Origin of the sequence: Silvibacterium bohemicum (genome assembly GCF_001006305.1) — a bacterium.
In the GTDB taxonomy this organism is placed as follows: domain Bacteria; phylum Acidobacteriota; class Terriglobia; order Terriglobales; family Acidobacteriaceae; genus Silvibacterium; species Silvibacterium bohemicum.
The window spans coordinates 854,305-876,404 of record NZ_LBHJ01000012.1 but is presented as its reverse complement, the minus strand read 5'-3'; the positions used below and the strand labels follow the sequence as shown (position 1 = coordinate 876,404).

Genomic DNA, 22,100 nt, shown 5'->3' with positions numbered 1-22,100 from the left:
ATCAAAAGTCGAGGAAATCAAAAAGCAAGGGGGGAAGGAAAACAGGGCGGGGTGGCTAATTCGAAATGTGAGGCGGATGACGATATCCGCCTCACGATGGAAATGATCAGACAGTAACCTTTTGTGCGGCAGCGGAATGCACCAGGGAAGTGGCCAGCGAGCAGAGCGCCTGCCGGAAGACGTCGGCGACCTGCGAAGGCTGCCAGCCGGAGCCGTTTCCCGAGGCCAGCTGAAGAGTTTCGGCAGTCGCGCCATTGTCCCATCCCAGGACAGCGCGCTGCACGAAGATGGCACGCTGCGCCAGGGGCAATTCTCCCAGCCAGGCGCGCATCTCTTCGCGTCCTGCGCCGTTGATCAGCTCCGAAAGCTCGGCCGGGGTGATGCCGGCGGCGGAAAGATCGTCTCCCTCGATGCAGGTGGCGTTCCCCTGATCCGCAGCGGGAGGAGCCAGAAACGACTGGGGATTTCTCTGCCTCATCATGGCGACGGCAGCGCCGACCAGCTGGCGGCGCACCTGCCCAGCCGCGACTTCAGCCTGGGCGCAAGGATCGATTTCCACCTGGGAGACGGTCTTCTCGACCAGGTTCAGGGCGTCGGCCTCGCTGCCCAGCAAAAGAGCAGCTACCTGATAAAGCTCAAGGGCGGCATCCTGCGCCCGTACTAAACCCTCGCCCGAACAATCGTTGTCTACAATGGCGGCGTTATCGGTCATGGATCAACCTCCGTAGGTGTATCTACTATCCTCGCGCACAGGGTGGGGGGAGTCAACCGCCGCCGCCTGGGCGTGGAGATTTCGGGGTCCGGAAGCTTCAGAAGCGGCGCGAGATGAGTCGCAACTATCTTTTCGCTCGCTATTCATCAGCGGGTGCGAAAGCTTGGTGTATAGCATTTTGTGTAGACTGCGGGCTATCGCCCGGTATCGATTATGGCTAAATCACAAGATAAGCAACACCTTTTCTTCGGCCGGGATGAGTCCTGGCTCAGCTTCAACCGGCGGGTATTGGAAGAAGCGCAGGACGATACGAATCCCCTGCTCGAGCGGGTGAAGTTCCTGGCCATCACCGCCAGCAACCTTGACGAGTTTGTCGAGATTCGCGTAGCCAGCATCCTGCAGCGCATCGAAGATGGCTACACAGAGTCCAGCCCCGACGGCATGACTCCGGAGCAGTCTCTGGCGGCAATTACCGAGAACATCCATGATTTCGTCGCCGAGCAGGGGCGTTGCTGGAACCAGCAGCTGCAGCCGGCGCTGCGCAAGGCCGGCGTGCGCGTACTGGGCTGGGATGAGATGGATGAGGCCGCCCGCAAAGCTGCAAAAGATTTCTATCAGCGCGAGGCCGACCCGCTGCTGACCCCGATCACCATCGATCCGCGCCATCCGTTCCCGCGTGTTCTGAATAAGGCGCTGTGCATCGCGCTGCTGCTGCGCAGCAAGCGCAAGAGCGCGGCCGGCCCGGTGATGGGAGTGGTGACCGTTCCCCGTGCCTTGCCCCGCTTGGTGCCTCTACCGTCGGCTTCCGGCACGCACGACTTCATTTTTCTGCACGATCTGATCGAACGCAACGCAGCGGGAATGTATCGCGGCTATGAAATCCTCTCCAAAGCCGCGTTCCGCGTCACGCGCAACAGCAATCTTTATTTCCAGGAAGAAGAGTCGCGCAACCTGCTCGAGACCGTGCGCTCGGAGCTGCATAACCGGCGCAAGGGCGACGCGGTCCGGCTGGAGATCGAACAGGATGCCAGTCCGGAGATCGTCGACCGGCTGCGCATCAACTTCGAGCTGGACGAGTCGCAGGTCTATCGCACCGACGGACCGGTGAACCTGACGCGAGTGATGAACCTGTACAGCGACACATCGCGTCCAGACCTGAAATACCACGCCTTCGTGCCGCACGAGCTGCGCTTGAACCGCAAGTCGGAAGACCTCTTCGACGAGCTTCGTCATCGCGATATCCTGCTGCACCATCCCTACGATTCCTATGACGGCGTAGTGGGCTTCATCCAGGCTGCCGCGAAAGACCCTGCCGTAGTCTCGATCAAGCAGACGCTCTATCGCACCAGCTCCGACTCGCCGATCTTCCAGGCGCTCACCGAAGCCGCGCAGAGCAAGGAAGTGACGGTCGTCGTCGAGCTGACTGCACGCTTCGACGAGGCTTCGAATATCCGCTGGGCGCGTGATCTCGAAGATGCCGGCGTGCAGGTCTTCCACGGCATTGTGGGCCTGAAGACACATTGCAAGCTGGCGCTTCTGGTCCGCCGCGATCACGACGGAGTGGTGCGCCGCTACGGGCATCTGGGAACCGGCAACTACAATCCCCAGACCGCACGCTTCTATACCGATCTCAGCATGCTGACCTCGGATGCGGCCATCACCGCGAGCATGGGAGCGGTCTTCAACTATCTGACCGCACACTCCGAGTCGGACGATTACACGCCGCTGCTCATGGCGCCTCTGACGCTGGCCCAAGGCTTTATTACTCTCATCCATCGCGAGATGGAGCACGCTGCCGCTGGTCGTCCCGCGCGGATCATCGCCAAGATGAACTCGCTGCTCGAACCGAGCGTGATTCAGGCGCTCTACGACGCCTCGAAGGCAGGCGTGCAGATCGATCTGATCGTACGCGGCATCTGCTCGCTGCGCCCCGGCGTCCCGGGACTCAGCGAGAACATCCGGATGATCTCGATCATCGGTCGCTTCCTTGAACACAGCCGCATCTTCTACTTCGAAAATGGCGGCAAGGAAGAGTTCTACTGTGGCAGCGCCGATTGGATGCCACGCAATCTCTTCGAACGCTGCGAGGTGGTCTTCCCCATCCGCGACGCGCAGATCTGCGGACGCATACGCAACGAAATTCTCGCCGCATACCTGGCCGACACCGTGAAGGCACGCTGGCTGGACGGCGAAGGCGTTTACCATCGCGTGCGTGACACAAAGAAGGACCTGCCCGTCTTCAGCTCGCAGGATTTCTTCATGCAGGTGGCGGAGAACAAGGCTTCGATCGACGACATCCCCAAGATCGACGCAGGCCACGCGAACCACCACAAGCACGCAGAGAAGCCCGTAAAGAAGGCTGCAGCGAAACAGAAATCAGCGGCCGATTAGTTAAGGCTCCGCGAACGGGACATAACTTAAGTTATGTCCCGCGGTCCTACGAGTTAGGCAAGTTCACTTCGCATGCTATAGATTGCCAGATGTCTAGTGGCTATTGTCTGTGAGGCGGCTCTATGCCAACCTCCGCCTTATGCGCTGTTTCGTTTCCCGGCGCCCCAATGTAGATCCCATAGAGCTAAAGTTGAGGGAAGCCATGCACGACATAAATATTCGCCTATTCGCGCGTGATAATGTTCCTTAACATGGGGATACTAAGTGCGAGGCTCTGGCGTACTCCTCGGGCTTCGCATGGTAATACTTCGGGAGACTTCAGGTATGAGCATACGAGCTGTCGGCGGGATGTTTTTGTTTATAGCTGCTTTGATTATTGCCGCTGTCCTTCGAACCGGCCCTACGCTTCTTGATTGGCTGGCTTTGGCACCGCCTTTCATTACACTCTGGGGAGTGTGGACCAGCCTCCGAACCGTTACCAAAACCTCTTTTCTCCTGGAGAAGAACGCTAAACAGGAAGATGAGCGCGCATTTGACCGGATGCGGCAGCACTTGAATATTATGGCCGGTGAGGCCTTATTTTGCATGCTCCTGTCTGTCTTCGCGGGATTGACGATAGGGCATGCAACCGCACATCTCCCTCTCTGGCTTCATAAATAGCTTGCGTCTCAGTAAGGGCACTTACATTCACGCGTGCTCGGAGCGTTCTCCAGTCTGGGATATCTGGTTCAACGGGATTGAGCCTCATTCCAATAGCGCGCTCGGCAATCCAGTGGACATACGCGACTCAGATTACGAAGATCGATGAGGTGCTGCCACCCGGGAGAAATGAGAAAGCTTGTTAGGTACAGCATAGAATCGAAGTGTGGCTCTTGCACCGCCTTCTGTCGCCGCGCCCGTCCGGCGCGGTCTTGGTCTAGATACGTTGCCGCGATGGTGGCACCTGCTGTCTCTCGATGCGCCGACGGTTGCAGCACTGTGGTCGTGGAGCATCGCCCGGGCGTTGGCAATTCATCTCCCCTGGAGCGCTCCTCTGCTGCTGGCGCTGGGAACGTGGCTGGTGTATGTCGCCGACCGCCTTCTCGACGGACTTTCAATTCCCAACGGATTGGCCATTCCCAACGGCCTGTCGCGCGATTCGGTCAATGCAGTCAATGCCTCCGGTCTGCGTGAGCGCCACTTCTTCTACGCGCGCCATCGCAGCGCATTTCTTCTGGCCGCCGTTCCTGTGGGGCTGCTGCTTCTCTGGCTCATCCTCACCCGCATGAATTCGGCAGCCCGCTACGAGGACGTTGCGATCTTCAGCATCGCTCTCCTCTATTTCTGCGTGATCCATCTGTATGGACCGCGCGCGGAGCGTTGGCTGCCCAAGGAGCTGGCAGTCGGCGTGGTCTTCGCCGCTGCCACGGCGGTTCCTGCCTGGGCTCGATTGCCGGGTGGCAGTTCCCCCTCGGGTACGCTCCTGATCACAACCGTCGCGTTGTTCGCCGGGCTGTGCTGGCTTAATTGCGTGGCCATTGAAAAGTGGGAGCGCGGTCAGGTGCGGCTAAAAAGAGAGGCCACTGTCTCCAGCGACGCCGTTCCGCATCGCACGACTCTCTGGGCGCAGAGGCATTTTCAGATGCTGAATGGTGGAGCGGCTGTCATCGCCGCGTTAGCCGCGGCCCTCGGCGTTGCGGCAAGGCTTCCTGTGCCCGTTTCCGCGATCTTTCTGGCGTCAGCACTCACAGCGGGCATCCTCGCGGCTCTCGACTACTGGCAGGCGCGCGCGCCCTTGAGCGCATTTCATCTTCGCATCGCAGCCGATGCCGCCATGTTGACGCCTTTGCTGTTTGTCTTCGTCCTGCGCTGATGGCTGCCAACTTCGATCGCATCGCACGCGCCTACCGTTGGATGGAATACCTATCCTTCGGCCCGATGCTGAAGCGGTGCCGATTTTACCGGCTCGGCGATGCAGCGAAGCGCCGGCACGCGCTGGTTATCGGCGATGGCGACGGACGATTCTTGGCCCGGCTGCTCCGGGAAAATAAGCAGCTCACGGCCGAAGCGGTAGACTCCAGCCGCGCCATGCTGCAGCTCCTCGAAAAGCGCGCTGCTGGCGCTGGCCAGAGGCTCGCGGTTCGTTGCACCGATGCCCGCGCATTCTCGCCGTCAGGACGATACGATCTCGTGGCGACTCACTTCTTCCTCGACTGCCTCACCACGGAAGAAACGGCCGCGCTGACCGAGCGGATTCGTCCGCACCTGCTCTCCGGCGCGATGTGGATCGTCTCCGATTTCGCGATTCCCCCGGGACTCGCCGCGCTTCCGGCTCGCGTGATCGTTTCTGTCCTCTACGCGGCATTCGGCGTCCTCACCGGGCTTGAGATCCAGCGCCTGCCGCGCCATGGCGATGTGCTGCGAGCAGCAGGGTTTTCGCTGGATGATCGCAAGGAGTGGCTGGGAGGGCTGCTGTTCAGCGAATCCTGGATTTTCATCGGGCCTGCGAATGGCTCGACGCGCTCTCAAGGCAACCGATCCGAGGCTGACGGTCTCCCATTGAAGAATGACAGAAGCTTTCACTTCAAGCGTGGTTAAACAACACGGCGTCCTTGGCTGGCTCTTTGGCGCTGTGCCCGGCACGATTCCGGGAATTGAGCCGGGCACCGGTCCGAGCATCGACCCCGGCCCCATTCCCGCCCCGAATCCCGATCGCGACCCGCTGCCCAGCCCCGAGCCAGATCCCGATCCTGTTTTGCCTCCGGGGCCGTTTCCCGTTCCTGAGCCAGCAACTTACTGATTCTTTTCGTCCCCTCGCGTCGAAATTCACACTCTTTCCGTCGCTCAATTGTTACAATCACGTGAACAGAGTTGATTGACCCCGTTTCTCGAGGTCCCCTGACTACCCTCCAACCGACGGAAACATTCTCGTGAATATCTATGTTCTTCGCCACGCAAGCGCCGGCATACGCCGGTTGAACCCAGTCATTGATGCCAAAAGGCCGCTCGACAAAGAAGGCAAGCAGCAGTGCATTCTGGTCGGCAATTATCTCAACGCGTTGCACGTGCAATTTGACCTGGTCATCTCCAGCCCTTTGAAGCGGGCTCTGCAAACTGCCTCTTTCGTGGGCACGGAGACCGGCTATGACGGACATATCCAGATTTCGGAATCGCTCTCCCCCAGCGCGACTGTGAAGGACTTCGAAGCGCTGGTGAGCAGCCTCAACGGACATGAAAACGTGCTGGTCGTGGGGCATAACCCCAATCTGCCGGTGCTGCTCTCATCGCTGCTGGGACCCAAGATCAATATCCGCCTGCGGAAAGGCGCCGTCGCCAGGGTGGAATGCACGCGCCGGCCGGGCACGCTGCACTGGCTGGTCGATCCGCGCATCCTGCGCGGCGCCTATGCCAGCGTTACGAAGAGCTCCCGCCGGAAGACCTCGCGGAAGTAGTCCGCCTCTTTACGAAGCGACCAGAGTTCCAGCTCCGCGCCGGTGCGTCCAGGGCTGAGTTCAAGCAATACCCGCTTGGGATAGGTGCGCACCCGGACGCGCAGCACGTCGCTGGCGCGGTCCTGGTTGAGCGCCACCGCCAGCCGCAACAGAACCACCGCCCGCTTCACATTCTCATGCTCTTCCGGAGGCACCTGCCGCATGGTGCGTCCCTCCGCCTCGGGACGGCTCTTGCCGATGTAGCGTGCGATGGCCGAGGTGACCACCCGTTGCGTCGCCGTGAAGCCGAAGATTTCGGAGTTGGCGATGATGTATTGCGCGTGCCGGTGATGCCCCTGGTAGTTCATGAACTTGCCGATGTCGCGCAGCATCGCCGCAGACTCCAGCCAGGTCTGGTACTCGGCAGGCAGCTCATGAATGGCGGCTAAATCATGGAAGAGCTGTGCAGCATGCAACCGGACGGGCTCGGCCTGTCGCGGATCGACACCGTAGCGCCGGCAGGTTTCGAGCACTCCCTCCCAGCGGTCGCGCTCGTACTGCTGGTGAGCCGTAGTGCGCGCATCCTGCTCGGCCAGCATCTGGGACAGGATGCCGTCGCGCAAGCCCATGTCGGAGTAGCGGAAGCCGGGCAGCGAGAAGTGATCGAGTAGCTGCGCATAGACATGAGCGCCGGCCACGATAATCTCCGAGCGGCGCGGGCCGATGCCGGCCACTCCGCTGCGCGTCTCATTGTTCATCTTGGTCAGCTTGTCGGCCAGCCGGCGGACATCCTGTGACGGCGCGATGTATTCCTTCTTCGTCGGCCGCACGCGGTTGATGACCTTGCTGGCCTCGGAGAGCGCAGCAGCGGTGCCGGAGGTCGCGATGACCAGCGAAATGCGCTCCGCATGAATCCGCCGCGCTGCTTTGCGCAGCTCGCGGGAGATGAACTGCTTCATCCGGGCGATCTCTTCCTTGGTCGGAGGATCGGTCTTTAAGAATTCCTCCGTCAGTCGCACCGCTCCCAGCGGCAGGCTGACCGTCTCGCGGATGCGCTTGCGATCGGAGAGCGAAATCTCGCAGCTTCCGCCGCCCACGTCGATGAGGATGCAGCGGCCTGAGGTTCCCGGCTCGTTGCTCATCACGCCGCGATGAATCAGCCGCCCTTCTTCGAGGCCGGAGATGATCTCCACGTCCCAGCCGGTCTCGTCCCGCACCCAGGCCAGGAAGGCGCGGCCGTTGCGGGCATCGCGCATGGCGGCGGTCGCGACGGCGCGAACCTGGTCGGCTCCGTGAATCTGAACAGCCTTGTAGAAGCGCTTCAGCGCGCTCAGCGTGGCGGCCATCGACTCGGGCGAGACCAGCCCCGTTTCGAAGACGCTTCCACCCAGGCGCGTGACCTCGCGGTCCTCATGCACCACGCGCAAGCGGTGCTGGACTACACGAGCGATTTTGAGCCGGCAGGAGTTCGAGCCGATATCGATGGCGGCAAATGTCTGCATCTTTGGCGGTGCGCCTTCGGAATGTTTCTTAAAGGAAGATACACGAGGAGGGTGACGGAAATGTGGATGCCAGCCGGTATCCGAGCCATAATTCCACGGGCAATCGGGAGCTAAGAAGCGGTGGGGGAGGTATGGGACGACGGGTGCGGTTTCGATATTCGACGACGGCCCGAAGCCGAAGCATGCCACTCGCCCATCAGCCGTCCGCGCATGCGCTCCGCCGTTTTCATAGCCGACGTGTAATGGAGTTCACGCTCGTGCTCGATGCGGGCAGTGAGCTCCATCCCCTGATCGCCGAGAGCGCTGTGCGCCTCTTCGGCGAGCACCAGCCAATCGTGCCAATCGCCGATCTCATCCTGAAGCTTCTTGAGCGCCTTTCCTACAGCTTCGGCGTGCTGGTCATCGGCGCCGGTCTCGGCCATGTAGCGGGCTTTTTTTGCCCCCTTGCGAAAATCATGAAGGTTCTCGGCGTGAAGCTGCTGCATCTCGCTCGATAGCCGAGCAAAGGCTTCGAGAGCGGAGATGGCCGCGCTTCTAGCCGCGCGCCGCGCCGGTTGCTTCTGCAGTGCCTCAGTTACGGCCAGCAGGTTCGCGTCCAGCTTAGACGCCCATTTCCGCGCGCCGTCGACCAGGGGTTGCGAATGATCCTGCCGGCTGTGCTTGAGCCAGGCATCGAGATCCTCCACTTGTTTCTGCAAAGGGGTCCGGGCAGCGACGTGAGAGCCTGCTTCGCCGGAGATCTGCCCGTCCCGAATGGAATTCGCGCCGTCTTTTGCCGCGGATTTCATCAGATCGGCGAGCAGATCGCGATGAACATCGAGGTCGCGAACCGCTCCCGCCGAGCGGCGTATCTTCTTGAGCAGCCGCCGCCAGCGGGCTATCGCCTCAGCCAGAGTTGCTTCGACAGATTCGGCCTCGGCTGCGAAGGGACCGCCCGGCATCGAACGTTGAATGGAATCCAAAATGGCCTCGATGCGGCGCGTTCCGGTGCGGACATCGTGAACCGCATCGACGCTGGGCTGATAATTCTTTGCTCCGGAGCCCTCCGGCCGAACGCAATGGCCGAGATTTTGCCTCAACTTGGCGGTCAATTGCGCCAGATGACCCGCTTCCGGATTCACGCGCCGTTGCCCAGCCGGCGTGGTCCGGCTGATATCCTGAGTCTTTGGCTGAAATGACTTCAATGACAACACCTCATCCATCCAATCAGATTGCGGTGAATGGCGAAAGGCCTTCCCTGTATTCGTCGCCGGCGAAGAGCTGGACCCTTCTGCTGCTGGTCTTCCTCGCCGTGCATTTCGTAGCGCTTTTTACGCCCGCGCTGCTGGACGACGCCGACGCAACCCACGCCAATGCGGCCCAGCACATGGCCATGAGCGGCGACTGGGTCACGCTTTATGTGAACGGCATCCGCTATCTTGAGAAGCCTCCGCTGCCTTATTGGCTGGCCGCCGTCGATTACCATCTCTTCGGATACAACGTCTTCGCCACCCACCTCCCCATTTCGCTGGCGGTGCTGGCCTGCGCCGTGCTGGCCTGGGTGTGGGCGCGGCGCGCTTACGGCGAACGTGCAGCGTTTTACGCGGCGCTGGCGATTCTCACCTCGATCGGAGCCTTCCTCTGGACCCGCTTTTTCATCCCCGAATCGCTGCTGACCTTCTTTATCGCGCTGGCGCTGTTCGGCTTTCTCACGGGATTGGAGGACCGCAAGCCGTCGCGGTTTTACCTGGCCTATGCTGCCCTGGCAATCGCCGTCCTGGCCAAGGGCCTGATCGCGCCGGTGTTCTTTCTTGCCGCAGTCATCCCTTATCTCGTCGTCACCGGGGAGTGGCGGCGGTGGCGGCAAATGCGTCTCTTCACCGGACTGCTGCTGTTCCTGGCCGTCGCTGCTCCGTGGCATGTGCTGGCTGCACTCCGCAATCCGGACCACGGCAACCCGGTGGGCAATGTGCCTTCCCCGGGCCACGTCCACGGCTTCCTTTACTTCTACTTCTTCAACGAACACTTCCTGCGCTTCCTGGGCAAGCGCTATCCCCACGACTACAACAAGCAGTCGTGGATCGCTTACTGGCTGGGCCAGCTGGTCTGGCTCTTTCCCTGGAGCCTGTTCCTGCCTGCGGCCCTGATGCGAGCCTGGCGCAACCGGCGGGTCTTCTTCTCCGACCTGCGCTATGACGCCACCAACACCATTCAGTTTCTCGATCCCAAGCTGACCGCCTACGACGCTTCGACGCTGGCCTCGCGGCTGCGCTTCCGCGCCCGCACCGGGCTGCTGCTGAGTCTGTATGCCGGGTTCATCCTGATTTTCTTCGCTATCTCGACCAATCAGGAATATTACACCTGGCCGGCATGGTTTGCCGTGCTCCTCTTGATCGCCGGCTCACTGGCCTCCATCGAAGAAGCCCCGGAAGGCAACGCGCGCTGGATCAATGCTTCGAGCCGTTGGCTGACCACGGCGCACGCGCTCTTTGCCATCGTAGGCGTGCTGGCGGCAGTGGCGCTGGGATACGGCCTCTGGGCTTCGCGGCAGCTGCCCTTCGTCGCCGACATCGGCACGCTGCTGGCGCATCGCGGAGTGGGCGACTATTCGCTGGCGACCTCGCACCTCTTCGATCTCACTGGACCATCGTTCGCGGCCCTGCGCCTGCCCGCCGCTCTGGCCGCGGTGACTCTGCTGCTGGGACCGCTGGCCGCATGGGTGCTGCGCCGCCGCGGAGCCGGTTTTGAATCCACCGCGACCGTGGCCTTTACCTCCGCGCTCTTCCTGATCGCGGCGCATATCGCCTTCGTGCGCTTCGAGCCGATGCTCTCTTCGAAAGCCATGGCGGATACCATCAATCGCATCGCCCAGCCCGACGACCAGCTGCTAATCTACGGCGACCAGGCCGACGCTTCGTCCATAATCTTTTACACCCATCGGCGGCCGCTGCTGGTGCATGGGCAATCGTCGTACTTCGAAAACCATTTCGGATCTTCGATGATCTGGGGGTCGGATTATCCCGACGCGCCGCATATCTTCCTCGACGACGCCGACCTGCTCGCGAAGTGGGGTAGCGGACCGCGCAAGTTCCTCTTCGTTCCGGGAGACTCCCGCCAGCACGTCGAGCAGATGCTCGGAGCCAAGCTCTATCCGCTGCAGGAGCTCTCAGACAAGATGCTCTACACGGATAGATAGGGTGTAGGGATCAGGGTTTAGGGTGTGGTAACACTACTCCCTAAACCGTGCCTTTGGCTGCGCCCTCCACCCTCTCCCCTACACCCTATTGTTGCCGCACTCCCATCAGCTCTACGTCGAAGATCAGGTCGGCTTTGGCTGGAATCTGTCCGCGGCCGGCTACGCCGTAGGCCAGCTGATAGGGGATGAAGAGCCGGCGCTTGCCGCCCACCTTCATGCCGACAAAGCCTTCGTCCCAGCCCACGATCACGCTGCGACGGCCTTGCATAAACTCGAACGCCTGCCCGCGATCGTAAGAGGAATCGAATTTCGTTCCGTCCGTAGCCAGCCAGCCGGTGTAATTCACGGAATAGAACTCGCCAGGCTGCGCCTCGTCGCCGGTTCCTACCGTGATGTCCTGATAACGCAGCGCGAACTGCACCTTGACCGGAGCCTTCGCCGGAGGAATGTTCTTCGGGAGGGGCGGAGTGGCGGGTGCGGCGGGCACGACTTTCCGATGAACCGGCGTAGCCGGCTTACTTGCCGTGGTCGCCGGCTTCGCAGGGGCCGTCTGGGCAAACAGGGGGTTGGACAGCAGAAGGCCGGAGGCGAGAAGGGACAGCGCAAAAGATGTGGATCGAACGGAATACATGCTTGCTCCAAGGGTTAAGACTGAACAAAAGATAATCTATGAATGGCCGGCCGCAAATGCTCTCGCTCCGGCCGGCTGGTAATTTCACAGATATTTCCTCTGTACGGAGCTTCATGCTGATTCGCACAACCCGGCTCGCTGCCTGTTTTCTTTTCTTGCTTTGCATCTCCGGCTTCGCTTCTGCCGGCGCGCAGAATCCCAAAGCCCTCTTCTATCTCACCCGCAGTCCGGCCTCGGTACGCTCGTTTCTGGCGCACGCCGAGCAGATCGATATCCTGGTGCCGACGTGGTACTCGGTCGACCAGGATGGCCTGGTCTCCGGCGGCACCAATCCTCTGGTGCTGGCGACCGCCAAGCGGATTCACCTTCCGGTCATGCCCATCGTCGGCAACGATGGCTTCAATCAGGAGGAGTTCCACAAGCTCCTGTCGAATCCCGGCGCCGAGCGCCTGATGATCGCGCAGCTCATCGATGCCGCGAAGACCAACGGCTACACGGGGTTCCAGTTCGATTTCGAGAACGTGCGCTGGACGGATCGTGATCTGCTCACCGCCATTGTGGCTGAGACTGCGACCGCCTTTCACCAGCAGGGATTGCAGCTATCGATCGCGGTGGTTCCCGGCGCTCCGGGCCACTCCGGAGAGAGCGGCTTTGCTAACTGGATCTACGCCAATTGGCGCGGAGCTTACGATCTGGACGCGCTGGCCAAGTCCGTCGACCTGGTCTGCCTTATGACCTACGACCAGCACACACGTTGGACCTCGCCCGGCCCGGTGGCGGGATGGGACTGGACGGTCAAGAATCTTGACTATGCGTTGAAGTTCATTCCGCCGCAGAAGCTTTCGCTGGGAATTCCTGTCTACGGCTACCACTGGTACGCAGGAACGCCGACCAAGCCCGAGGAGAAGCCCAACCCGAGCGCCGATTATGAACCATCCCAGGACGCGGTCGATTTGGCGAAGGAGTTCGATACGCCCATTCAGTGGGACCCGGTCGACCGGACCGCGTGGTTCTACTTCTACCGTGATGACATGCGGGAGTGGGTCTTCTTCACGGATAAGCGGACCTTCCAGGAGCGCTACGATCTGGCGAAGCAGCGCGGATTGCAGGGCTTCTGCTCATGGGACCTCGGGGAAGAAGATCCTTCGGTCTGGAGTGCTCTGCCGGCGCACAAGTAAGTTAGAGAACATCCGTTGCACACAATGCAAAAGGGCAGACCGCAGTGGTCTGCCCTTTTACCTTTGCTTTGCACAAAAAATCTTTTCTGACTGGAAGAGTCCGTTGGCTGCCCGCGATTCTCCTTCGCCAACGGCAAGCAGAGGAAATCGCGAAAACCTGCGCCTCTCCCAGCCTGGGTGTTTCTTCGCGGTGCATTTTCAGGTCGGCCGACCTGAAACTCACCGACGTTAAAGGGATGCCGAAAGCTAGGCGAAGGGTGGTCCCGAGCGGACTTTCCTCCCGGTCCCGGGCAAGTCTGGAATTGCCAGAAATCCTCAAATTCGGCTGTTTCTGCATCCCATTTACGGTAGTTTAAAGAAAGCTATATTCGAGGTTGACGGCTTTTTCATGAACAATCCCGCCACTTCCGAGGCGCAGGCCCTGTTGGCCATGCCCTTTCCTCCAGATTTTCTGCCCGGAGCTCGCTCCGCCGTCGATACCTGTCTGCGCATTCAGCCTTCGGAGAAGGTCACGCTGATTACGGATCAGGCGACGGCGCCGATCGCCGCGTCTCTAGCGCAGGAGCTAGCGGCCAACGGTTGCCGCTGGAACGCCTTCGTCCTCGAAGACCTGGCGCCGCGCCCGCTAGTCGATATGCCTGAGCGAGTCCTCGCCGACATGGAAACTTCGGATGTGAGCATCTTTGCGGTGGGCGTGCAGCGCAACGAGCTGCGCTCGCGCATGCAGATGACTGAAGTCGTGAACCGGCGGCACATGCGCCACGCGCACATGGTAAACATCACGCCGCAGATCATGTGCGAGGGCATGCGCGCTGACTTCCATCGCGTCGATCAACTTTCGCAGAAGGTCATCGAGAAGGTGCGCCGGGCCAGCTATATCCGGGCAACGACGGCTGCCGGAACGGACATTCGCGCCGATCTGAATCCGGATTACAAGTGGCTCAAGACCTCGGGCATCATCTCGCGCGACAAATGGGGCAACCTGCCCGGCGGTGAGATCTTTACGACTCCGGGCGAAGTCAACGGAAGGTTCGTGGTGGATGGCGTGGTCGGAGACTACCTCTGCGCGCGCTATGGCCTGCTCGAAGCATGTCCGCTGACCATCGAGATTAGGGGTAACCGCATCGCCTCGTGTGAATCCAGCAACCGCGAACTGCGCGATGAATTCTGGGCCTACACGCACACCGACGAGAACTCCGACCGCGTGGGCGAATTTGCCATCGGCACCAACGTAGGCGTGGAACACGTGATCGGCAATATTCTGCAGGATGAAAAATTTCCGGGCATCCATATCGCTTTCGGCAATCCCTACGGCGAACACACCGGAGCACCCTGGACGTCGACCACGCACATCGACGTGGTTGGCCTGCGCTTCAATATCTGGGTGGATGAAGAGCAGATCATGAAAGACGGCAGCTTTCTGGTCGCCGTCTAGTAGCCGCGGCGAAATAAACTAGCAAGTATCGCCAAGCTGGATTTGCGGTTCGCCTCTCAGCTCCGCGATATATCGCCGAGCAGTCGTGGGCCGCAGTGGTCTTTTGCATTCCCGAAACGGGAACGGTAACCTATCCTTCGCGCATCTCTTTGCTGGAGCGAAGCTGCCGGCTTTCGCCGGCTCCACAACCTGCAGCTTTCCAGCCTCCGCACTCTGCACCGTCTGAAATTTCCTCTGCATCCAAAGGAGCGTATGTCGACCACGCAAACTGCATCGCACACCGGCACAGCCTCCACTTTCGAGAAACGCCAGCTTGGCAATTCCGATCTTCACATCACGACCATCGGCTATGGAGCCTGGGCCATCGGCGGCGGCAATTGGGAGTTCGCCTGGGGCGCACAGGATGACGACGAGTCGGTCAAGACCATCGAGCGCGCCATCGACTCCGGCATCAACTGGATCGACACCGCTGCGATCTACGGTCTCGGCCACTCAGAAGAGATCGTCGCCAGGGCGCTCAAGAACATCGGCAGCAAGCCTTATGTCTTCACCAAGTGTTCCATGCGCTGGAACGACGACCGCCAGATCTATCGCAGCTTGACAGCCGCGTCGGTTCAGGAAGAACTCGAGAACTCGCTCCGCCGGCTCAACGTGGACACCATCGATCTTTACCAGATCCACTGGCCGAATCCCGAGACCGAGATCGAAGAGGGGTGGGAGACGATGGCCAAGCTTCAGCAGCAAGGTAAGGTGCGCTACATCGGCGTATCGAATTTCAATGTCGAGCAGATGAAGCGCGCGCAGAAGATCGCCCCCATCACCTCGCTGCAGCCGCCTTATTCGCTGCTCAACCGGAACATCGAGCCGGAGATCCTGCCCTTTTGCCAGCAGAACAATATTGGAGTCATCAACTATTCGCCGATGGTTTCCGGTCTGCTCTCCGGCAAGATGACAGCAGAGCGGATTCAAAGCCTTCCCGCCGACGATTGGCGCAAGCGCAGCCCGAACTTCAATGAGCCTAAGCTATCGCGCAATTTGAAACTGGTGGAGATTCTGCGCGAGATCGGCAACAGCCGTGGCGTTGAGCCTGGTGTGGTTGCCACCGCCTGGACGCTGCGCCATCCGGCGATCACGGCAGCGATTGTGGGTGCTCGCCGCCCGGACCAGATCGACGGCGTTCTTCCCAGCGCAGCCTTTCGCCTCACCGACCAGGAAGCGGAGCGGCTGGAATCGTTTCTCCGGTCGAACCCATAGATTGGGCCTTCCCTGAAGCTGAAAAAGCCCACGCTATGCGTGGGCTTTTTCTTTCGGAGAACCGAAGGCTACATTGCTTCAAGGAAGCGCGGGAAGTAAAGCGCCGAATGCTCCTGGAAGAGGGTGGTCATGTGTGCCAGCATTGCGCTGTAAGCGGTAGCCGCGCGGTGCGCGTGTACCGAAGCCGCAACACCCGAACGGGAGAACGCATACTTCACGAGGGAGATAACGACCGCCATGCGAAGCTGCAAGGCATCGCTGCGAAGCTCCTCGATCAGTTGCTCGGGAACGTCCTCTCCATGCTCGGTCGCGTAATCGGCAAGCTCCATGAGGACGCCGGCGTTGGTGTACATCGCCCAAAGGCCGTTGGCTCCGTCGATGCGCTTCCACACGTCCGCAGGGGTCGCGTTGATCTCATCACTATAGAGGTAGCGGTCAGTCACTTCAGAGAAGTTGAACTCGCTGTTGGAGCGGAGGCGGGAGACGATGGAATCCCAGTCCGCAGTGCGGCGTTGCGCCTGCTGGCGACGCCAATAGATCGCATAGGCGACCATGCCGGTTATAGAAGCTGTCGAAATGATGGGCAGAATCATTTGTTTTTATCTGCGCTTCCTGGCAACAATGGATTGTTGTCTTTTTGCTGTTGGACCTATAGATACCAAAAATTCCGACATTTTGGAATTAAATTCTTTTCTTGGGGCCTCTTGGCGGGCGAAAGAATAGCACCAATAGTACAGTGAACAAAGGTAACCAACCACCCGCAAATGCTGTAACTCATAGTATTGATTGGCAAAATCGGGTCCGCGGTGCAAATGACTGATGGCGACCTCTACGATCAAGTCCACCGCCGCGTAAAAGGCCAAACCGGAAACCAGCTGCAAAACGTGGTTTTTCCACCCCAGCCCCAATACTTGCGAGAACCCGGCGATCAGAACGAACGTGACCAGGCGGAGAATCGCCATGCTCATATTGATCACCGTAAAGGCATGCGGATGGGTGAGCGTCGCTGCGTTGAGATGTGCGGCGATGAAAAAACCCACCACTCCAATGCCCACCATCAGCAGCGCTAGAAAATACAGCACGCCTCGCGGCAGCGACTTCTTCACAGGCTGGAGGACGCTTCCGGCCACTTCCAGTAAGACACAGGCCTCAAGGAGATACTGCGGGAAATTGAGAGAGAAGTAGACCTGGTAATAAATCCGCGAAGAAGTATGGTGCAGGAACCAATAGAGGGTTGGCTCCGAGAGGATGTTGAAGGCGACCCACGCACAGAAGATGGGAAAGGTGCGAAAAGACTTTCGCACAGCCAGGATGCCGAGAAGCAACAGCTGTCCGGCCGATCCTGCTACCCAGAGTACGTCGTCGAGGTGCGAAAGCTGCATCTCAGGCCCTTCCTGGCAGAAGAATATCAGCAGAAAGGGCCATGAGCGGGAGAAAACCCTGCGTCCTGATTACTTAGAGAGTTATACGGCGGCCGGCGGAGGCAGCGGCGCCGGGGCCGAAGGACCACGCATGGCGAACGCTGGCGGCGGCAATGGGGCCGGAGCAGAAGGACCGTGGCTGGCAAATGCCGGTGGAGGCAACGGCGCCGGAGCGGAAGGGCCACGCATGGCGAACGCTGGCGGCGGCAACGGGGCCGGAGCGGAAGGACCGTGGCTGGCAAATGCCGGCGGAGGCAGCGGCGCCGGAGCGGAAGGACCACGCATGGCGAACGCCGGCGGAGGCAGCGGTGCTGGAGCCGAAGGGCCGTGGCTGGCAAATGCTGGCGGCGGCAACGGAGCCGGGGCAGAAGGGCCACGCATGGCCAATACGGTGGACGCCGAAAGAATCAAAGTTGCTGCGCTGAGGACCTTGGTGTAGGTGGACGACATTGAGATTTCTCCTGATGTAAGTTCGCGGGGGCAGTTCAAAGGTGTTTGATCCCGTTGAACCTAGAACACAGCTTAATCTCAGGACTGCAATTTGTTGCAACTATTGTGTGATTTTTTTTGCGCCTGTAGTTTGGTTACGGAAAATCGGTAACCACAGTGTATGTATTAGTGATTACCCCGTCATTATTAGGTCGAATTTAAGGGAATTTAGAACGCATATCTGGGAAAACTCCCGGAAACAAAGGACTAACTTTATCTCTCTATAACTTGTTGTTGCTAGGTAGGAGTTGCCGCAATAACTCATTCGATATCTTGGGGGCCCGCGCGATGAAGAGAGGAAAATCTGCGCAGGCAGGCGATCAAAATTTCATAGCACTTAAGTGCTATTGCAAGTTATCCGGCTCGATCTTACCAGCTTACCGATTCTTTATGAGTTATCGCTGCGGGCGAATTTCGGAGTCCGTTATGCCCTTTCGGGCTTAACGGTGCGAGTGAAAAAGCTGGCGAGGCAGACGAGGACTGTGGCGGCTTACCGCTGAGGGCGGAAGCAAAGTATGGATACCGCTTTGCGCCGCAGCTCGAAGGGCGGGGCTGGCTCTTTGCCATTCCCGGGGCCGGCTCTTCGCCATTCCGGGGCCGGCTTCGTTTCCCTCGCCGCTTCCAACATAAGCCAGAAAAATTTCCTCCCAGCGGCACCAGCCCCCAAAAGGCACAACTGCTTCTATAGTGGTGGCCACTCCGTCATGCTGCCTTCGAGCAGAGCCGAGCATTTCTCGACGCGTAGTTCACCATCGTGAACTACAAATTCCCGAGGATGCCCCGTGGCGCCGGTGCTCCAGAGAGAGCATCCGGCATAAGCGCCATCTTTGCGGACGATGTAGTACTCCATATCCAGATAACGAACCTTGTTCATTTCGCCGTTGTAGTTGCGCACGATTCGCCGGAGCGTCTCCATGCCGGCATCCTTCGGGCTGTAGCCCTGGCGCATGAGCTCCACGATGGTGTGCGCGCCTGCGACCTTAATGTTTTCTTCACCGGTGCCGGTGGCGCCGGCGGAGCCCACATCCTGGTCGGTAAAGCTGCCCGCGCCCAGGATGGGAGAGTCGCCGATTCTTCCCGCCAGCTTCCAGGCCAAGCCTGAAGTGGTGGTCGCACCGGACATCTCTCCCTTCGTGTTTACAGCGGAGACATGGACGGTCCCGGTGGTAGGCCATAAAACCTGCTCAACGGCGGCGAGGCGCTTTTCGGGCTCGATGCCGAGATCAGCAGCCATTTCGGTGAGCTTGCGGGTGCGCATCGCAATCAATTGCCGCCACTCCGGCGTGGGATGGCGCGGAATCGCACCCGGGCTCAACCCCGGGCTCAACCCTGGCCCCGTTGAAGCAAGCCCGTGCAGATCCATGGTCGGTTGGGGTGTGGGGTGATCCGCGTAGGGATCTTTCCATGCAGGATCTGCCATTCCCGGCCCCCACCAATCCATCTGGGAGTGGCCTTCCTTCCATAGCATCCACATTTTGCGAGCGTCTTCGGTGAGCAGATTTTCGCGTGGGAAGCCCAGATCGGCGGCGAAATTTTCAGCGCCCGGTCCGGCCAGCATCACGTGCGAAGTATGCTCGAAGACCTTGCGTGCGACCAGGCAGACGTTGCGGATGTTGCGCACGCCGGCCACCGAGCCCGCACGCCTCGACGGCCCATGCATGCAGCAGGAATCGAGTTCCACGATGCCGTCTTCATTCGGCAGGCCGCCCAGTCCGACGCTGTGGTCCCGAGGATCGTTCTCGCGGCCGAGACAGACATGGTGAACGGCATCCAGCGTGTCCTGCCCATCGAGCAGCATGCGATAGGCTTCCTGCACCGTCTGGTCGCCGGTCACTCGAGTCACGATGACCGGTTTCGCTGGCGGCTTCAACTGCTTCACCCGATCCGGAGTTAGATTTTGGGTCGCGCGTTGCTCGTCGGCATACGCTTCGCTTCTGGCGATGCCGATGCCTGCGGCGGTGAGCGCTCCCTTGGATAAAAAATCCCGTCTCGTGGTCATGATGGCTCCGATCGTAATTGAACTTTGGGGCTACATTGGGGCAGGTTAGCGCCGTCCGCGCGAGGGCGCTCGTGTCGTGTCGGCAGGCGCGCCGATCTGGGTGTCGTCCAGCTCTGCGCCGTAGTAGCAGAGCATGTCGTAGGAAGCGAAATAGGCGTCATCGTTGAGCGCCGCGAGCGTGTCTTTTTCCGAACCGGGAATCTCACGCGTGTCGCGATCCACCGAATGAATCAGGATCGACGGAATGCCTTTGAAGCGGAACAGCTTTGTGTCGTCGATCTTAAGCCAGCTTCCAGGGATCTCTTGTTGAGGCGGCGGAAGCCCCTTATCCTGAGCCGCCAGCGCCAATGTGTTCTGCAGCAGCGATTCGGCTGACGAAGTGTAGAAGCCGATGGGGCGAAGATAAAAACGCGTTGCGCCAAGACCGAGCGCATCGACCGCGATCACTGCTTTCAAAGCGTGCAGATCGGCTTTGGAGAGCGAGCGCAGATAGCTTTTGGCCCCGGCGTCGCCTTTTACCTCCAGGAAGACGAAGGTATGTTTGCGCGGCGTCGCGGCGAGGGCGTGATAGAGAAAAGGGAGCGTGGTCGCTCCCGTCCAATTCTCGACCGCGCTCTGGCCGGGACCATTGTGTTCATAGTGGGCGACAAACAAAATTGTGTCCGGCGAGCTGCCGGAGAGAGTGCAGACCAGGTTTGCTCCGCCGTTGAAGGCCTGTTCGCGAATTTCCTCGCCGGTGCACTGCATGTCCTTAAATGTCTGCTTAAGCTGGGCCAGGCGAATGCCGTCATCCTGCGGCACGTGCCGCACCATCGCAACGATGTCCTGCAGAGGCATCGTCCAGAAGAAAAGACCGCGCCGTTGACCGGGTGCATTGGTGTCGACTGAGAGCAGGATAAGAAGAAGAGCCAGTAAGCGCATGAAGGATCGGCCGGTGGCGGAAGGATAGCAGAAGGTCGGCCTGGTCCTTGCCCGCAGACAGGAGCCCGCACGACTGGCCTGCCTGGGACGATCCTGCTAGGCTTGCTTTTCCACCATGCGAACCTCTGCCCTTACCCTTCTTCTTGCTGCCGTCCCGGCTTTCGCCTTAACTGCAACCTTCGCCCAAACCGCGCCGCCTGCCGGATTGAAGGTCGATTCCCTGCCCGCAGAAGTGCGAGCCAAGATCGATGCCGCAGCGCAGAAGGTTCTCGATCAGACAGGCGTTCCTTCGGCCTCGGTGGCGATCGTGGAGCACGGAGAGATCGTTTACACGCATGCCTACGGCAACGCGAAACTCGATCCGCCCACCCCTGCGGAGCCTGCCATGCGCTACTCGGTGGGGTCGATCTCCAAGCAGTTCACGGCAGCGGCGATTCTGCTGCTCGAACAGCAGGGCAAGCTCTCCATCGACGACAAGGTTGCGAAATATCTCCCCGATCTTACCCGCGCCAATGATGTGACCATCCGCATGCTCCTGTCGCACACCTCGGGTTATCAGGACTACTGGCCGGAGGACTATCTCATGCCACCGATGTACGCGGCGACAGACTCGCAGCACATCCTCGAGGTGTGGGGAAAGAAGCCGCTGGATTTCGATCCGGGCACGCGCTGGCAGTACTCGAACACCAATTACGTCATCGCGGGTCGCATCGTGGAGATGGTAAGCGGCATGCAGCTTATGCCTTTCCTGCAGCAGAATATCTTTCGCCCGCTGGACATGGAGGCGGTCTGGAACTCGGACGCCGAAAAGCTTGGCGACACCGATGCCGCAGGATACATTCGCTACGCGCTGGGGCCGCTGCGGCCCGCTCCGAAAGAGGGCAAAGGCTGGATGTTCGCAGCCGGGGAGCTGGCCATGCCCGCTTACGATCTGGCGCAGTGGAACATCAGCGTCATGAATCGCTCGCTGCTCTCAGCAAAATCGTATGACGAGATGACCGACGCGGTGAAGCTCAAGGATGGCTCCAGCTCGAACTATGGCCTGGGGCTCTTTGTACGCACCATCCTGAATCATCCGGCGTATGAGCACTCCGGCGAAGTATCGGGCTTTGTTTCCGAGAACATCGTCTTTCCGGCGGACAAAGCGGCCATCGCTGTTCTCACCAACCAGGACGCATCGCCAGCAGCGGCAGCGATCGGCCGTGCGCTTACGCCCATCGTCCTCAATGTCGCCCCGGGTCGATCGGTCAGCAATGCAGAGCATCAGGCTCGCGCGATCTTCACCGGCTTGCAGCAGGGCAAGATCGACCGCGCACTGTTCACGGATAACTGCAACGCGTACTTCGGACAACAGGCGCTGGCCGACTTCGAATCCAGTCTCAAGCCGCTTGGTGAGCCCTCGGTGTTCACACAGAGCAGCGAAGAGCTGCGCGGCGGCATGACCTTCCGCGTCTTCCGCGTCGAGTTTCCGAACCGGCCGCAGCATCTGACGGTGACTACCTACACCATGCCAGATGGCAAGCTGGAGCAATACCTGGTGCTGCCGGCGCAATAAAGCAGGGGGTAGGGTTTAGGGGACAGG

At 60.1% G+C, this 22,100-nt stretch carries 20 protein-coding genes; 12 read left to right on the top strand and 8 right to left on the bottom strand.

What is annotated here, in order from left to right; translation table 11 throughout:
• Nucleotides 1-106: 106 nt before the first annotated feature.
• Entirely contained in the window at nt 107-712 is a 606-nt protein-coding gene (locus tag XX99_RS19920) for a hypothetical protein (protein ID WP_050061091.1), read from the bottom strand.
• 213 nt (nt 713-925) lie between these two features.
• Between XX99_RS19920 and ppk1 the strand changes: the two genes are divergently transcribed.
• From ppk1 to sixA, 6 genes are all read left to right on the top strand, one after another.
• Entirely contained in the window at nt 926-3,103 is a 2,178-nt protein-coding gene (gene ppk1 / locus XX99_RS19915; RefSeq protein WP_082125738.1) for a polyphosphate kinase 1, read from the top strand.
• A gap of 324 nt (nt 3,104-3,427) precedes the next feature.
• Nucleotides 3,428-3,763 (top strand): hypothetical protein, encoded by a 336-nt coding sequence (locus XX99_RS19910; protein ID WP_050061090.1) that lies wholly within the window; start codon nt 3,428-3,430, stop codon nt 3,761-3,763.
• 205 nt (nt 3,764-3,968) lie between these two features.
• Nucleotides 3,969-4,955, top strand: a complete 987-nt coding sequence (locus XX99_RS19905; protein WP_156186083.1) for a hypothetical protein — start codon at nt 3,969-3,971, stop codon at nt 4,953-4,955.
• Nucleotides 4,955-5,680 carry a class I SAM-dependent methyltransferase gene (locus tag XX99_RS19900; RefSeq protein ID WP_050061088.1) on the top strand — a complete coding sequence of 242 codons (726 nt, stop codon included), beginning with the start codon at nt 4,955-4,957 and terminating at the stop codon, nt 5,678-5,680. The genes XX99_RS19905 and XX99_RS19900 overlap by 1 nt, the downstream gene beginning before the upstream one ends.
• On the top strand, nt 5,673-5,882 hold the full coding sequence (locus XX99_RS19895) for a hypothetical protein (RefSeq protein WP_050061087.1): 210 nt from the start codon (nt 5,673-5,675) through the stop codon (nt 5,880-5,882). Before XX99_RS19900 ends, XX99_RS19895 begins: the two co-directional genes overlap by 8 nt.
• A gap of 130 nt (nt 5,883-6,012) precedes the next feature.
• Entirely contained in the window at nt 6,013-6,534 is a 522-nt protein-coding gene (gene sixA / locus XX99_RS19890; RefSeq protein WP_050061086.1) for a phosphohistidine phosphatase SixA, read from the top strand.
• On the opposite strand, the gene ppx is transcribed toward sixA, so the two are convergent.
• Nucleotides 6,486-8,015, bottom strand: a complete 1,530-nt coding sequence (gene ppx, locus XX99_RS19885) for an exopolyphosphatase (RefSeq protein WP_050061085.1) — start codon at nt 8,013-8,015, stop codon at nt 6,486-6,488. The genes sixA and ppx overlap by 49 nt on opposite strands.
• Before the next feature lie 110 nt (nt 8,016-8,125).
• On the bottom strand, nt 8,126-9,199 hold the full coding sequence (locus tag XX99_RS19880; protein WP_050061084.1) for a CHAD domain-containing protein: 1,074 nt from the start codon (nt 9,197-9,199) through the stop codon (nt 8,126-8,128).
• On the opposite strand from XX99_RS19880, the gene XX99_RS19875 reads away from it, so the two are divergent.
• Nucleotides 9,199-11,190, top strand: a complete 1,992-nt coding sequence (locus XX99_RS19875; RefSeq protein WP_050061083.1) for an ArnT family glycosyltransferase — start codon at nt 9,199-9,201, stop codon at nt 11,188-11,190. The genes XX99_RS19880 and XX99_RS19875 overlap by 1 nt on opposite strands.
• Nucleotides 11,191-11,275: 85 nt before the next feature.
• Here XX99_RS19875 and XX99_RS26850 read toward each other — a convergent pair whose 3' ends face one another.
• Complete coding sequence (locus tag XX99_RS26850; RefSeq protein WP_082125736.1) at nt 11,276-11,821, bottom strand: FKBP-type peptidyl-prolyl cis-trans isomerase; 546 nt, start codon at nt 11,819-11,821, stop codon at nt 11,276-11,278.
• Nucleotides 11,822-11,934: 113 nt separating this feature from the next.
• On the opposite strand from XX99_RS26850, the gene XX99_RS19865 reads away from it, so the two are divergent.
• The 3 genes from XX99_RS19865 to XX99_RS19855 all read left to right on the top strand — a co-directional run bounded on the left by XX99_RS19865 (nt 11,935) and on the right by XX99_RS19855 (nt 15,688).
• Nucleotides 11,935-12,999 (top strand): glycosyl hydrolase family 18 protein, encoded by a 1,065-nt coding sequence (locus tag XX99_RS19865; protein ID WP_082125763.1) that lies wholly within the window; start codon nt 11,935-11,937, stop codon nt 12,997-12,999.
• A 388-nt stretch (nt 13,000-13,387) separates the two neighbouring features.
• Nucleotides 13,388-14,434 (top strand): aminopeptidase, encoded by a 1,047-nt coding sequence (locus tag XX99_RS19860; protein ID WP_050061082.1) that lies wholly within the window; start codon nt 13,388-13,390, stop codon nt 14,432-14,434.
• 252 nt (nt 14,435-14,686) lie between these two features.
• Nucleotides 14,687-15,688, top strand: a complete 1,002-nt coding sequence (locus XX99_RS19855; RefSeq protein WP_050061081.1) for an aldo/keto reductase — start codon at nt 14,687-14,689, stop codon at nt 15,686-15,688.
• 68 nt (nt 15,689-15,756) lie between these two features.
• Here the strand turns inward: XX99_RS19855 and XX99_RS19850 are convergent, their stop codons facing one another.
• Nucleotides 15,757-16,281 (bottom strand): hypothetical protein, encoded by a 525-nt coding sequence (locus tag XX99_RS19850; RefSeq protein ID WP_050061080.1) that lies wholly within the window; start codon nt 16,279-16,281, stop codon nt 15,757-15,759.
• 6 nt (nt 16,282-16,287) lie between these two features.
• Nucleotides 16,288-17,070: an MFS transporter gene (locus XX99_RS19845; protein ID WP_050061079.1), complete on the bottom strand. Its 783-nt coding sequence runs from the start codon at nt 17,068-17,070 to the stop codon at nt 16,288-16,290.
• 130 nt (nt 17,071-17,200) lie between these two features.
• Here XX99_RS19845 and XX99_RS19840 point away from each other — a divergent pair, with 130 nt between their 5' ends.
• On the top strand, nt 17,201-17,548 hold the full coding sequence (locus XX99_RS19840) for a hypothetical protein (protein WP_050061078.1): 348 nt from the start codon (nt 17,201-17,203) through the stop codon (nt 17,546-17,548).
• Nucleotides 17,549-18,280: 732 nt separating this feature from the next.
• Here the strand turns inward: XX99_RS19840 and XX99_RS19835 are convergent.
• Both XX99_RS19835 and XX99_RS19830 read right to left on the bottom strand, forming a co-directional pair.
• On the bottom strand, nt 18,281-19,597 hold the full coding sequence (locus tag XX99_RS19835) for an isoaspartyl peptidase/L-asparaginase (RefSeq protein WP_050061077.1): 1,317 nt from the start codon (nt 19,595-19,597) through the stop codon (nt 18,281-18,283).
• Between the two features lie 45 nt (nt 19,598-19,642).
• Nucleotides 19,643-20,518, bottom strand: coding sequence for a M28 family peptidase (locus XX99_RS19830; RefSeq protein WP_050061076.1), 876 nt, complete (start codon nt 20,516-20,518; stop codon nt 19,643-19,645).
• Between the two features lie 115 nt (nt 20,519-20,633).
• Here XX99_RS19830 and XX99_RS19825 point away from each other — a divergent pair, with 115 nt between their 5' ends.
• Nucleotides 20,634-22,073: a serine hydrolase domain-containing protein gene (locus tag XX99_RS19825; RefSeq protein WP_050061075.1), complete on the top strand. Its 1,440-nt coding sequence runs from the start codon at nt 20,634-20,636 to the stop codon at nt 22,071-22,073.
• The last annotated feature ends 27 nt before the right edge of the window (nt 22,074-22,100 follow it).